The sequence below is a fragment of the Kushneria marisflavi genome, assembly GCF_002157205.1.
Lineage (GTDB): Bacteria > Pseudomonadota > Gammaproteobacteria > Pseudomonadales > Halomonadaceae > Kushneria > Kushneria marisflavi.
In genome coordinates this window covers 319,671-332,083 of record NZ_CP021358.1, presented here as the reverse complement: position 1 = coordinate 332,083, position 12,413 = coordinate 319,671, and the positions used below count along the sequence as shown (strand labels likewise).

The following is a 12,413-nucleotide window of genomic DNA, read 5'->3' as shown; positions in this document are numbered from 1 at the left end:
ACCCGTTGGTATCAGGGCTTCAGGCATGTTCTGGAGCCCTTGCAACGCTTTGCCGTCCGTTTTGTTCGTACTCAGGCCATCGGGTCATAGCCCTGCAGCATATTGATACGCGGCATATTGCGCTCCCATACGGGCGGCTCTCCCACGATTTCCTGCAGACATTCGATAAAGCGTCGGGTCTTGAGAGAGAGAAACTCTCGGTGGGGGTAGACCATGTAAATATCGGGGCTCGGCGCCAGTCGCAACTCTGGCAGCAGCGGAAACAGTTTGCCTTCCCGAAAGGGCTCTTCGAGCATGAAAGCTGACATTACGCCATAGCAAAGCCCTACCAGCATGGCTCTGACCATGACCTCAGGTTCGTTGGTCCGAAAGTGCGAGTTGAAAGCCCCACGCACGATCGTGTTGCTCTCGTCGTAATAGTGGAGATAGTCGAGCGTCAGGTCGTCGCGTGAGTAGGTCACCGCCGGTAGCTTCAGCAGATCTTCAACGCTTTCAGGCAGGCCGTATTTTTGAATGAATTCGGGACTGGCGCTGATGACTCGATGGTTGCTTGCCAGCGGCCGCGCAATCAGTGATGAATCCCTGGGCTCGCTGATGCGAATGACCAGATCATAACCGCCGGCGATGACATCGACGTAGGCATTGTCGAACTGCAACTCGACCTGCATCTCATTAAAGCGTCTCATGAAAAGACCCACGGCGGGGGCCACGTAGCGTCGACCAAAGTCCGTTGGCGCATTGATGCGCAGTACGCCTCGTGGTTCGCTGTGATAGGCTTCTGCCACGTGCCGGGCATCTTCCATGGCGGTGCGCAGCCGCAGGGCGCGCTGGTAGATTTCACGGCCGACGTCCGTGAGATGCACCACCCGGGTCGAGCGGTTGAAAAGTCGTACCTCAAGCTCCTTTTCCAGCTGCCCGATCTGGCGCGAGATGACAGAGCGGTCAACGTGGCGCAGATCGGCGGCACGCGTGAAGCTTCCGGCATCGACCACTTCGGCAAGCAGTAACAGGCGGCTGGACAGATCCATGGGAAACACGTCTCCCGGCTCGAATGTTGCATTTTTTGCAACATAAAGTTGTTATAGAGTGCATCGATCAGAAGTGCTTTCAGGTGGAGAATATATCTATCGATACGGGCGCTGACAAAAACAGCTCCGAGATATACCACACTGAAAAGGGACATGACATGACACGCACACTTCTGATCGCTGCACTTTCGCTGACCACACTGATGGCACAGCAGAGCATGGCGTCTACTACTGAAGGCCAGTTCATGAAGGCCAACAATGGTTCAGCTCTGAACACCAGCAGCAATGCACTGTCGCCTTCTGCCGTAGCCACTGCCGATGGTCTGACCGGCACCTATTACGCCGCTCAGGGCGCTCCGCAGCGCTTCAACTTTCACGTTGAAAACGGCGGTCAGGTTCAGCTTGCCAGCCGTCATTCGGCAGGCGCTCACAACGCCTCCTATCGTCTGAATGCCATGGTACTGGACCAGCAGGGACAGGTCGTTGCCAGCAGCGCCAGCGACGCGCAGGGCAACTTCAACATCGACAGCACGCTGTCCGCCGGTCATTACACGCTCGTCGTGGATGGCAATACCACCCAGAGCCCTTCAAGCTCGGACAGCAGCTACGAGATCCTGACCTCCATGTAATCCAGCTGCTTCCGGCGGCCGATAGGTCGCCGGAAAGTAATCCTCTCGAAAAGCAGGCCTTGCCTGCTTTTTTTTGTGCATAAGGTTAGACTGCGCGCCGCATTCATTCTCATCCCATCAACTCTGGAGGTGCTGTGGCATCGCCTCAAACCCGAGAAATGGGTAAAACTCTCTGGCGTCAGACACTGCCCATGGCCATGGGCGTCATGGCGCTTTTGGGCTTCAACCTGATCGATAGTATTTTTATCGCCCGCCTTGGGACCCAGCCGCTGGCGGCGCAGTCATTCACGTTTCCTGTCGCCACGGTCATCATTGGGGTACAGGTCGGTTTTGGCATTGCCATTGCGGCCATGATTTCACGCGCGCTGGGGGCAGGTGAAACGGCTCGCGCACGTCGTCTGGGCAGTCTGGTTCTGCTGGGAGGCAGTGCCGCAATGCTTGCGTTGCTGCTGCTGCTCTGGCTCATGGAACCCATTATTTTCCGTTTGCTGGGGGCCAATGCAGATACGCTGGTGCTGATCCATCAGTACTGGGGGCCGTGGCTTCTGGCCAGCTGGGTCGGGGCATTGCTGTATCTGGGTTACAGCCTTTTTCGCGCTCATGGCGAAACGCGGCTTCCCGGACGCATGATGATGCTGACCAGTCTGATCAATCTTGTGCTGGACCCTGTGTTGATCTTTGGGGTGGGCCCCTTCAATGGCTGGGGGTTGGCAGGTGCCGCATGGGCCACGCTGATTGCCTTTGTCATCGGCCTTTTGGTGCTGCTACGAAGTCTTGCCCGGCGTGACTGGCTCAGCAGAACAGGCCTTCGTCAGGAAGCCGGCGCCTCGTTGACACGCTTTATGGGCATTGCGCTTCCGGCCATGGCCTCGCAGCTGTTGCCGGCGGTATCGGCCCTGGCCGCGACCGGCATCGTGGCAAGGCTTGGTGAGGCGGCAGTGGCGGCCTGGGGGCTGGCAGCGCGTCTGGAAACCTTCGTCATTCTGGTCGTGCTGGGGCTGACCATGTCTCTGCCACCCTGGCTTGGCCGCAGCTTTGGCGCCGGTCGCTGGCAGGAGATTCGTGCGCTGATGAACCTTGCCGCTCGTGTGGTGCTGATGTGGCAACTGGTGCTTGGCATCGTATTGAGTGCTGTCGCCATGCCGCTGGCGGGGCTTCTGGCCGGTAACGAAGAAGTGCGTGGCATGCTGGCCACGCTTTTGCATTTCATGCTGCCAAGCTATGCCTTTTTGGGGATCTGTATGCTGGTGGTGTCGGCTTGTAATGCGCTTGGCTGGCCGCGCCGAGCGGTAACGGTCTCTTTCATGCGTCTTTTTGTCTGCTATTTGCCCTGTCTGAGCCTGGGCGCCTGGCTGGGCGGCTTCATGGGTCTTGGCATCGGCGCTGCCATCGGCAATGTGATGGCGGGTGTTCTGGCCTGGTGGAGTTATCGTCGCATATTGGGAGACAAGGGGCGCTCACCGGCTGACGTTCCTGTAGAGCAGTCTTCAGAACGTCTTTCGTGAAGCGTGACCTCATTGTGTTTATAGTATTAGTACTCTTTCATGATCGATGGTGCGGAGATGCTTATGCGCAGCGGGCCAATGGGGTATCACAAACGGCTGTCAGGATTTGTCATGATGGCAATGCTGGCCGGGTGCGCTCAGCACTCGACGCAGGAAGGCGATGCCACACAGGCAGGCGCCACATCGGACAGCGTGCAGCAGGCCGACGCGCTTTTTGATCAGGGCAATACCGATCCTCGCGATGGTCTGAGTGCGCTGGACCTTGAGCACCTTGGTCTGGGAGATCACTGGAATACGCTGGATGAAAATGGTGATGGTCAGATATCGCGTCAGGAGTTTCGCAAACGTCTGAGTGATCCTGCCCTTCAGCGACAGCTTCAGGCCAGCACGCAGGGGGCGGAGGCGATGGGCTCTGATCAAATCGTCTCATCTTCATGGCGACTGCCGCCAGAGCCGGCGTCCCAGACGTGGCAGCGCTCCAAAGCGACCGCTACGCCTGCCACCATGAGTTCGTCCACAGCGGCGGCCTGGGGCGTTGTTCCCTCATCCGAGGCGGGCGATGAGCCGGTGCAGATCGAGCCGAATACGTCTGCAGAGACGGTGGAGTCGGTCTCGCCCTGAGTCATGGAGACATAAAAAAGCGAGCCGGATGGCTCGCTTTTTTTTGTTTCAACAAATGGTGATGCCTAGGCGCTATTTCACAACGGTCGCAATGGCGTTGGCCACGTACTCCAGCGTCTTTTCAGACAGTCCGGCAATGTTGGCACGGCCGGAGCCCACCATATAGATACTGAACTCATCACGCAGTCGCTTGACCTGCTCGTGAGTCAGCCCGGTGTAGGAGAACATGCCGCGCTGCTCGGCGATGAAGGCAAAGTGCTCTTCAAGGCCGTGTGGACGGAAAGCGGCCACGAAATCGCTGCGCAGACCATTGATACGCCCGCGCATGTCGGCCAGTTCCTGTTTCCACTCGTCGGTCAGTGCCTGAGAGCTCAGAATCTCGGCGACGACCGCAGCGCCATGCGAAGGTGGCGTGGAGTAATTTTCGCGAGCGGCAATGGCGACCTGGGTGCGAACATTTTGCATCTGCTCTGTATCGGCGGCCAGTAGCATCAGCGAGCCGGTACGTTCACGATAGAGGCCGAAGTTTTTTGAGCACGACGTTGTGATCAGCATTTCGTCGAGTGCTTCAACGAAAAGGCGAACGCCAAAGGCATCCTGATCAAGGCCATCGCCAAAACCCTGGTAGGCAAAGTCGATCAGCGGCAGCAGTCCGCGAGACTTGACTACGTCCAGGATCTCTCGCCACTGCGCCTCTGACAGGTCAAAACCGGTCGGATTATGGCAGCAGGCATGCAGCAGGACGATGTCGCCTTCGGGGACTTCCTTTAAAGCGGCCAGCATGGCCTCGAAGTCCAGACGATTATCGGCGTTGACGTAGGGGTAGCGCTTAACGTCGATGCCAGCAGCATCAAAGATGGCCGGATGGTTGGGCCAGGTCGGGTCGCTAAGCCAGATGGCGCGGCCAGGCAGGTGCGCTTTCAGGAAGTCGGCGGCCAGACGCAGCGCACCGGTGCCCCCCGGGGTCTGGGTAGTACTGATGCGACCGGCGCTCAGTGCCGCAGAGTCTTCACCTACCACCATTCTGGTGACCGCCTCGGTATAGCGCGTATCGCCATGGGAGCCTATGTAGCTTTTGGTGGCTTCGTTCTGACAAAGCTGCTCTTCTGCTTTCTTGACCGTCGCAAGCACCGGCGTGCGGCCCTGGTCATCACGATAGACACCGACCCCAAGATCGACTTTCTGAGGGTTGGAATCCTTTTGATAGGCTTCGATCAGGCCGAGGATAGCGTCCCCGGGAACTCGCTCGATACGCTCGAACATCTTGAATGACTACCTCGTCGGGTTGACGGTCCTGAATGAATGGGCATAAGGATGATACCTGGGAAATAATGCCATTGCGGGGCCGCCACGGCTACCGCAGATGCCAGGTGGCCACACATCCGGGCGAGAGTGCCTAACGAGGCGCGTCATAACGCCCGGGGCGACGTTTGGAAAAGACGACCTGCCAGAGCTGAAGGTCACGGGCCCTGAAGGCGCCGGCACAGCTGGCCAGATAGTAATGGAACATGCGCTGGGTACGTTCATCGTAAGGCAGGCCGGGCCAGGCCGCTTCGATGTTCTCCAGCCAGGCCATCAGGGTGCGGTCGTAGTCGGCACCGAAATTCTGCCAGTCCTCCATCACCATCCTGTTCTCGGTAGGCGTGATGATCTGCGCTATCGAGGGCAGTACGCCATTGGGAAAGATATACTTGTTGATGAAGGGATCTGCATCGATGGTCGAATTGTTGGAGCCGATGGTATGCAGCACGAAAAGACCATCCGTCGTCAGCAGACGTTCCACGGTGTCGAAGTAGGTCTGATAGTTTTTCTGCCCGACATGTTCGAACATGCCGATGGAGACAACGCGATCAAAGCGGCCTTCCAGGTCGCGATAGTCCTCGAGCAGGATGTCGACATCGAGCCCTTCACAGCGTTTTCCGGCAAGCTCGGCCTGTTCTCTGGAGATGGTGATGCCGGTCACATGAACGCCGTAGTGACGAGCTGCATGCTCGGCGAAGCTGCCCCAGCCACAGCCGATATCGAGCACCCTCATGCCGGGTTCGAGTTGCAGCTTGCGCGCGGCCAGATCCAGCTTGGCCACCTGCGCTTCATGCAGGGTGGTGGCCTCTTTCCAGTAGCCGCATGAGTAGCACATGGTGCTGTCCAGCATGGCCTCGAACAGGTCATTGCCGAAGTCATAGTGCTGCTCGCCTACCATGAAAGCGCGTGTCCTGCTCTGCAGATTGGTCAGGCTGGTTTGAAGCTGATAAAACATCTTTTCACGGCGGGTATGGGCCCGCTCGCCCAGATTGGCCAGCAGGACGCGCTCGATGAACTGGTCGATGCGCTCGCACGACCACCAGTGATCCATATAGGATTCACCGAGGCCCAGTGAGCCCTGTCGCACGACCCGGCTATAGAAATCGGAATTATGAATCTGCAGATCCCAGGGCTTGTTGCCATTGAGTGTTATGCCCGTGGGTTCCAGCCAGCGCTCGATCAGTCGGCGTGATCGGCTTTTGCCGTAGGCTGTTGAATTGTCAAAGGTATTGCTGGTCATGCCATTCTCCCCTGGTAATGGTTCATTACCCCCACGATGCCTCCCTGTACCATGAGCGGGTGACACGTCCGGTGATGCCAAGGAAACGTCGAGCTATTTTTCTTGTTCGGACCTTAAAAATTTAAGCAACAATTGCCGATTTTGCAGCCCGTTTTTTATGAACCAAATTGACGTTACCAATATTTTCGGGAGGAAAGCGTTATGAAGGTCATGGTGGACCTGTGTGTTGTGCCACTGGGTGTGGGTGTTTCGGTAGGGGCTTATGTCTCGGCATGTCAGGATGTGATTGAGCAGGCAGGGCTTTCACATCAGATGCATGCCTATGGCACCAACATCGAAGGAGAGTGGGAGGCTGTTTTTGATGTGGTCAGGCGCTGTCATGAGGTCGTGCATGAGATGGGGGCGCCCAGGATCACAACCTCTATGCGTATCGGAACGCGCACGGATCGTGAGCAGAGCATGTCGGACAAGATCGAGAGCGTGCAGGCGATTCGCCAGCGTGAACAAGGCGGGCTCAGCGACAGCGAAGGGTAAGTCTGGCGCGCCAGATGTCGCCTTCAGAGGTGGCCGCTTCCAGGGCATCCGTGTTGGATCGGGCGAGCGGATCTTTATCAACGTTGGTCATGGTGGGTGGCGTGACCTGCATATCCACCATGCTGGCCTGTCTTCCACCGCGTGACAGACACAGATGCTGACCGGTTTCCATGGCATTGGCTCGGGCAGTAGGCTCATCGGTGGCGCCGGCAGCGACGACCAGCGTATCTCCACCCTGTCCGCCCTGCGGGGCAGTGCTGCAGGCTGTTAACAGACCGGATAAAAGCAGTATGCAGGGATAGAGATACGCTGTGCTGAAGACAGACGGAAAACTCATGATCAGAGCACTCCCGAAGGGTTATCAAAACCATCAAGGTCGGTCAGCCAGCGCCGCGCATGCTGGGTCAGATGCTGTGTCAGGGCTTCCAGAATATTCCCACCCTGACGCCAGTAATGCCAGTAGAGCGGCACGATAACATCGGAGCTTGTTTCGAGATCGACCAGCTCGCCCTGATCAATGGCCTCCTGAGCCTGAATTTCAGGGACCAGTCCATAACCGATGCCGGACCGAATCATTCGATAAAACCCTTCTGACGACGGGCATAGATGATGCGGGAAAGGGGCGGTCACGCCATGATTGGCCACATAGCGCTGCTGTAGCCGGTCATCGGGACCAAAGACCACGGCGGGCGCCTCTGCCAGCGCAATGCGGTTGAGGCCGTTGGGAAAATATCGGCTCATGAAGTCAGGCGTGGCCAGGGGGCGATAACGCATGCCGCCCAGCGGGCGCGCGCGCGCGCCCTGGATGGAGCGCGGGGTCATGCACAGACAGGCTGCCACTTCGCCGTCGCGCATGCGCTTGAGTGCCGTTTCCTGATCTTCAACGACCAGGTCGAACATGACCCGGTGATCGCGAAAGAAATCCTCTACCGCTTCGGCCCACCAGGTGGCCAGGCTATCGGCGTTGAGCGCAATGCGAAGACGCTGTTCGCGATCACCGAGTGAGGGGACATAGTCAAGCAGATCATGTTCGAGCAGACGAACCTGCTGAATATGATTGAGAAGTCGCTTTCCCAGATCTGTCGGGGCGATACGGGGCGCTCGAATCAGCACCGGCTGTCCCAGACGCGCCTCCAGAAGCTTGATTCTCTGCGACACGGCAGACTGAGTCAGCCCCAGTACCTGCGCACCGCGCTCAAACCCTGCCTGATCCACAACGGCGCCCAGCGCCTCAAGAAGTTTATAGTCGAGCATAACGCCTAGCCAGGAAGCCTTATATGATTGATCTATCAGGAACTACAGGATAGAGCAAACGATGCGAGTACGCGTCTTGTGAAGGGCCCTACGACTATTAGCCGATCTGCAGGGGCGCCCTGGCGAAGCGTGTCGCAGGTGTGTGTTTGCCGGCCATCATGTATCCCAGAGACAGGGGGCCAACGCGGCCGATCAGCATGGTCGCGATAATGATATATTTGCCAGGCATGGACAGCTCGCCGGTCAGGCCGCGGGAGAGGCCCGTTGTGCCAAAGGCGGACACAACTTCAAACATGATGTCGAGCATCCGGGCATGCGGCTCGGTGATGCTGAGCAGCATGATGACTGCAAAAATCATGAAGACGGCAGCTAGGGCCACGGCCACCGCCTTGTTGACGGTATCGATGCTCAAGCGTCGGTTCATGATAACCGGTTCTTCACGCTGTTGAAAAAAGGCGCGAGCCGTCAGTACCAATACGATAAACGTAGTGATCTTGATACCGCTGGCGGTAGAGCTGGGCCCGCCGCCAATAAACATCAGCATCATCGTAATCAACGAGGACGGTTGCGTCATGGCGCCCGTATCAACGGTATTAAATCCCGCGGTGCGCGGCGTCACGGCCTGAAACCAGCCGGCCATAAGACGGTCAGTGGTACTGTCAAGCTGGCCCAGCGTCCCGTTATTGTGCCACTCAAGTGTGGTAATACAGGCAAAGGCCACCATATTGAGCAGCAGGGTGGCGATCAGGATCAGGCGGCTCTGAGTGGAAAGGCGTGACCAGGCCCGCTTTTCATGAATATCGGCCAGCACCGCAAATCCCAGCCCGCCAATGATAAACAGCGCCGAGATGGTGAAATTGACCAGCGGGTTGCCGACTTCGCTCATCAGGCTGTCTGCGTGAGTGGAAAAGCCGGCATTGTTAAAGGCGGATACCGCATGAAAGAAGCTTTCCCATAGCCCGACACGCCAGCCGCTTTCAGGTACCCAGTGTATGGCCAGCAGCACGGTGCCGGCGATCTCCACGATGACGGCATAAAGCGCGACCGTGCGCACCAGGCGGCCAATCTCGCCCACCGAGGACTGATTAAGTGACTCTCTCACCAGGCTTTGCTGGGACATGGGCAGGCGGCCTCCCAGCATGATGACGGTCAATGCGGCGAAGGTCATGAAGCCCAGGCCGCCAACCTGAATCAATACCAGTACGATCAGCTGGCCCCAGAAGCTCAGATCGGCGCCGGTATTGATAACGCCCAGCCCCGTCACGGTGACCGCTGAGGTCGCTGTAAACAGGGCGTCCAGCCAGCCGACGCCCTGCGTGGTCGATATCGGTAACTTCAGCAGCACAGTGCCGATCAGGCTCATGGTCATGAAGCCCAACAGCAGAATTTCAGGTGGATGGAGCTGTAGTATCAACCCTCTTGGAGAGCGCCGTGCTGGCCTGCGTAGTCGCTTAAAGGCCATGGTCAGGCTTTCACATCAAATCGCTTCAGGGCATCAAGGTCCCCGATCAGAATGACATGGTCCCCGGCCTTGAGGTCTGCATTATTGTCCGGGGAGCAGTCGAGTTTGTCGTCGCGCTTGATGGCCACCAGCCTTGCCGATTCGTTGTCGTGAAGATGCATGATGCCCCCCTTGCCCTGATGTTCGACCAGGGCCCGAGTAATCTCGACCTCGATGACGTACTGGCCATCCCCCAGCGAAATCATGTCGACCACGGTGCGGTGATTGATGCTTTAGGCCACATGAATACCCTGGTCGTGCTCTGGATAGACGATATGGTTGACGCCCAGATGCTCCAGCAGCTTGTAATGATCATCGGATAGTGCCCTGACCCAAAGCTCCTGCACCTTTCGTCCACTGACGTGCATGGCGCACAGGATGCTGCTCTCTATGGTATCCAGATCGATCAGTACCGCATCGAATCTGTGCAAATCCAGTTCATCAAGCGCTCGCTCATCCTTTGGGTCGGCAATGACCGTATGCGTCAGCTGGTTGGCAAGAGAGTCCACCCGGCCCTCATCATGGTCGATGCCCAGGACCTCATGATCCTGGCGCACCAGTTCAAGGGCCACTGTCATGCCAAAGTACCCAAGGCCAATCACGGCATACTGACGACTCATGGCCGCGCCTTGTCGGCTGATGTATCAAGGGACCAGTTGACCAGTACACCGGCATCCACGCTGATGGTGCCCGGTGTATATGTCGCGCTGTCGGCCTGTTCGGTGCGTGCCGAGGCCATCATCATTGGGCGCAGAACCGGTGAGCGGGTTTCCTGGATGCGCTCAACGTCGCCCAGTGTCACGGACAGGGCGCTCGCCATCAGTTCTGCCTTCTGGTGCGCACGTGCCAGCGCCTGTTCAAGTGCCTTGTCTTCAACGGCTTCACGATCGCTGACGTCGTAGCGAATGCCCTCCAGGCGGTCGATGCCGTTGGCAAACAGGGCATCGATAATCCCGGGCAGGGCGCTCAGGTCGTTGATGTCGATATCCAGATTGCGCTCGATGACCACACGCTCTTTCAGGGGAGCGGCCTGGTCATTACCCTGCAGCTGCTGCTCGTTGTAGACGCTCAGATTGCCGGCATGAAGATGGTCACTGTCGACCCCCATCCTGTTTAAGGCCTTGATCAATGCCGTGCTGCGCTTTTCCAGCTTCTTGCGTGCCTCTGTCGTGTCATCTCCATCGCGCTTGCTGCCCATCTCGACCAGAGGGGTTGCCTCAACCAGCACCGCATTGAGGGTCGCGCGGTCAGGCAACACATCAATGCTGGCGCTGGCCTGAACCTCGATTTGTCGGGATGGGGTGCTCTCGGCAGCCGCAGCAGGCAATACGGGAAGGCTCATGGCCAGCAGTGCCAGGAGTGCAGGAAAACGCTTTGAAACGGACATTTGGCTGAAGCTCCATGCAAGGGCATCATCTGCGCCATCAAGGTGCGATGATGGTGTCAAAAGGATTCTGAAATGACCCCGGGGGAATGCTGTCCGAGATAGTAAAGAGGCTGTGACGTAAAGTGCAACGCTCTTCAAGAGACATCTTCTGCTGGCGTCGGGAAAGCAGCCCAGCCGTTTGATGCGATATTTGCCTCATCATCGCTGCAGGATCATGATGAACGCCGCGGGCAATGTCCCGCATCACGCTACCGTTTTTTGATCAGTCAGGACAATACATCAGGATGCATGTGAGTAAACGATGGCTTGCAGGTCTCGCCCTGGGTGTTTTTTCACTCTCGGCGCAGGCGGACATTACGGTACATGATATTGAAGGCCGGGATGTCACCCTTGAAAAACCGGCGGAACATATCGTACTGGCCGAGGGACGCCAGTTGATCGCATTGTCGTTGCTGGACACCAACCCGGCCCACTGGCTGCTGGGCTGGGGCAGTGACATGAAACGCTCCCCCGAACTTTATGACATCTACCACAAGCGTGCCCCCGAGCTTGATGACTTGCCCATCGTGGGGGATGGCCCGGGTCCGGGCAGCATCTCGGTGGAAAGGATCATCTCGATGAACCCTGACGCGGTCGTACTGAGCCGCTCGCAGATTCCGGTCTCTCAGGGACAGGAGCTCATGCATCAACTGGACGCCGCCGGCATTCCGGTCGTGTTCATTGATTTTGCAACCGACCCACTGGATGACACCGTACCCAGCCTGCGGGCCCTGGGGACTCTGCTTGGTCGGGAAGATCAGGCAGAACGCTATATCCGCTTTTATGAACAAAAGCGTCAGGCCGTGCTGGACCGGGTCGGGCAGATATCGAAAGCCGACAGGCCCACGGTCATGATTGAAGCCCATGCCGGTATGGGCGAGTGCTGCAATTCACCCGGGCAAGGCAGCTTTGACTATTTTGCCAAACGCCTGAACGTGGATAACATCGGCGCCGATGTGCTCAAGGGCAAAAGTGGGCGTATTGATCCCGAATATGTTCTGACCCGCGATCCGGAGGTTTATATCGCGACCGGTGGGGGCTATCTACGTCAGGTCAATGGTCTGGTGCTGGGGCCGGATGTCAGCGAAAGCGAGGCCCGGCAATCCCTCAAACATATTCTTGAGCGTCCGCTGATCGGTCATTTGAGCGCTGTTGAAAATGGTCGAGTGCACGGGCTGTACCACCATCTCATCAACACGCCGCTCAATATTCTGGTGCTGGAACAGATGGCCAAATGGAGCTATCCCGACCGGTTCAAGGATATCGATGCTCAAAGGACGCTTGAAGAGATCAACGAGCACTACATCAGTGACCCGTTCATGGGCTCGCTGTGGGTTGACCTGAAAAAGTAAGCGGCGCCATCAGGAATGGCG

Annotated in this window: 14 protein-coding genes; 5 read left to right on the top strand and 9 right to left on the bottom strand. The window is 57.6% G+C overall.

Features of this window, described 5'->3' with window-relative positions; genetic code table 11:
* Nucleotides 1-71 precede the first annotated feature (71 nt).
* The gene (locus B9H00_RS01605) at nt 72-1,028 is read right to left on the bottom strand and encodes a LysR family transcriptional regulator (RefSeq protein WP_086899179.1); all 957 of its coding nucleotides are present in this window, start codon (nt 1,026-1,028) and stop codon (nt 72-74) included.
* Between the two features lie 158 nt (nt 1,029-1,186).
* On the opposite strand from B9H00_RS01605, the gene B9H00_RS01600 reads away from it, so the two are divergent.
* The 3 genes from B9H00_RS01600 (at nt 1,187) to B9H00_RS01590 (ending at nt 3,783) form a co-directional block, all read left to right on the top strand.
* A complete protein-coding gene (locus B9H00_RS01600; RefSeq protein ID WP_086899178.1) occupies nt 1,187-1,657 on the top strand; it encodes a hypothetical protein in 471 nt (156 codons plus the stop codon).
* Nucleotides 1,658-1,815: 158 nt separating this feature from the next.
* Nucleotides 1,816-3,162: an MATE family efflux transporter gene (locus B9H00_RS01595; protein WP_086899177.1), complete on the top strand. Its 1,347-nt coding sequence runs from the start codon at nt 1,816-1,818 to the stop codon at nt 3,160-3,162.
* A 57-nt stretch (nt 3,163-3,219) separates the two neighbouring features.
* A complete protein-coding gene (locus B9H00_RS01590) occupies nt 3,220-3,783 on the top strand; it encodes an EF-hand domain-containing protein (protein ID WP_157663160.1) in 564 nt (187 codons plus the stop codon).
* Nucleotides 3,784-3,855: 72 nt separating this feature from the next.
* On the opposite strand, the gene B9H00_RS01585 is transcribed toward B9H00_RS01590, so the two are convergent.
* A complete protein-coding gene (locus tag B9H00_RS01585; RefSeq protein ID WP_086899175.1) occupies nt 3,856-5,046 on the bottom strand; it encodes an amino acid aminotransferase in 1,191 nt (396 codons plus the stop codon).
* A gap of 133 nt (nt 5,047-5,179) precedes the next feature.
* On the bottom strand, nt 5,180-6,325 hold the full coding sequence (cfa, locus tag B9H00_RS01580) for a cyclopropane fatty acyl phospholipid synthase (protein WP_086899174.1): 1,146 nt from the start codon (nt 6,323-6,325) through the stop codon (nt 5,180-5,182).
* Nucleotides 6,326-6,526: 201 nt separating this feature from the next.
* Between cfa and B9H00_RS01575 the strand changes: the two genes are divergently transcribed.
* Entirely contained in the window at nt 6,527-6,859 is a 333-nt protein-coding gene (locus B9H00_RS01575) for an MTH1187 family thiamine-binding protein (RefSeq protein ID WP_086899173.1), read from the top strand.
* Here the strand turns inward: B9H00_RS01575 and B9H00_RS01570 are convergent.
* The 6 genes from B9H00_RS01570 to B9H00_RS01545 all read right to left on the bottom strand — a co-directional run bounded on the left by B9H00_RS01570 (nt 6,840) and on the right by B9H00_RS01545 (nt 11,001).
* A complete protein-coding gene (locus tag B9H00_RS01570) occupies nt 6,840-7,196 on the bottom strand; it encodes a hypothetical protein (protein ID WP_086899172.1) in 357 nt (118 codons plus the stop codon). The two genes, B9H00_RS01575 and B9H00_RS01570, sit on opposite strands and share 20 nt — an antisense overlap.
* 2 nt (nt 7,197-7,198) lie before the next feature.
* Nucleotides 7,199-8,113: a LysR family transcriptional regulator ArgP gene (locus B9H00_RS01565; RefSeq protein WP_086899171.1), complete on the bottom strand. Its 915-nt coding sequence runs from the start codon at nt 8,111-8,113 to the stop codon at nt 7,199-7,201.
* A gap of 97 nt (nt 8,114-8,210) precedes the next feature.
* Nucleotides 8,211-9,575 carry a TrkH family potassium uptake protein gene (locus B9H00_RS01560; RefSeq protein WP_086899170.1) on the bottom strand — a complete coding sequence of 455 codons (1,365 nt, stop codon included), beginning with the start codon at nt 9,573-9,575 and terminating at the stop codon, nt 8,211-8,213.
* A 2-nt stretch (nt 9,576-9,577) separates the two neighbouring features.
* Nucleotides 9,578-9,820 (bottom strand): TrkA C-terminal domain-containing protein, encoded by a 243-nt coding sequence (locus B9H00_RS01555; RefSeq protein WP_086899169.1) that lies wholly within the window; start codon nt 9,818-9,820, stop codon nt 9,578-9,580.
* 27 nt (nt 9,821-9,847) lie between these two features.
* Complete coding sequence (locus B9H00_RS01550) at nt 9,848-10,234, bottom strand: potassium channel family protein (RefSeq protein ID WP_086899168.1); 387 nt, start codon at nt 10,232-10,234, stop codon at nt 9,848-9,850.
* A complete protein-coding gene (locus B9H00_RS01545; protein ID WP_086899167.1) occupies nt 10,231-11,001 on the bottom strand; it encodes an SIMPL domain-containing protein in 771 nt (256 codons plus the stop codon). The genes B9H00_RS01550 and B9H00_RS01545 overlap by 4 nt, the downstream gene beginning before the upstream one ends.
* A 290-nt stretch (nt 11,002-11,291) precedes the next feature.
* On the opposite strand from B9H00_RS01545, the gene B9H00_RS01540 reads away from it, so the two are divergent.
* Nucleotides 11,292-12,392 carry an ABC transporter substrate-binding protein gene (locus B9H00_RS01540; RefSeq protein WP_157663159.1) on the top strand — a complete coding sequence of 367 codons (1,101 nt, stop codon included), beginning with the start codon at nt 11,292-11,294 and terminating at the stop codon, nt 12,390-12,392.
* Nucleotides 12,393-12,413: the final 21 nt, after the last annotated feature.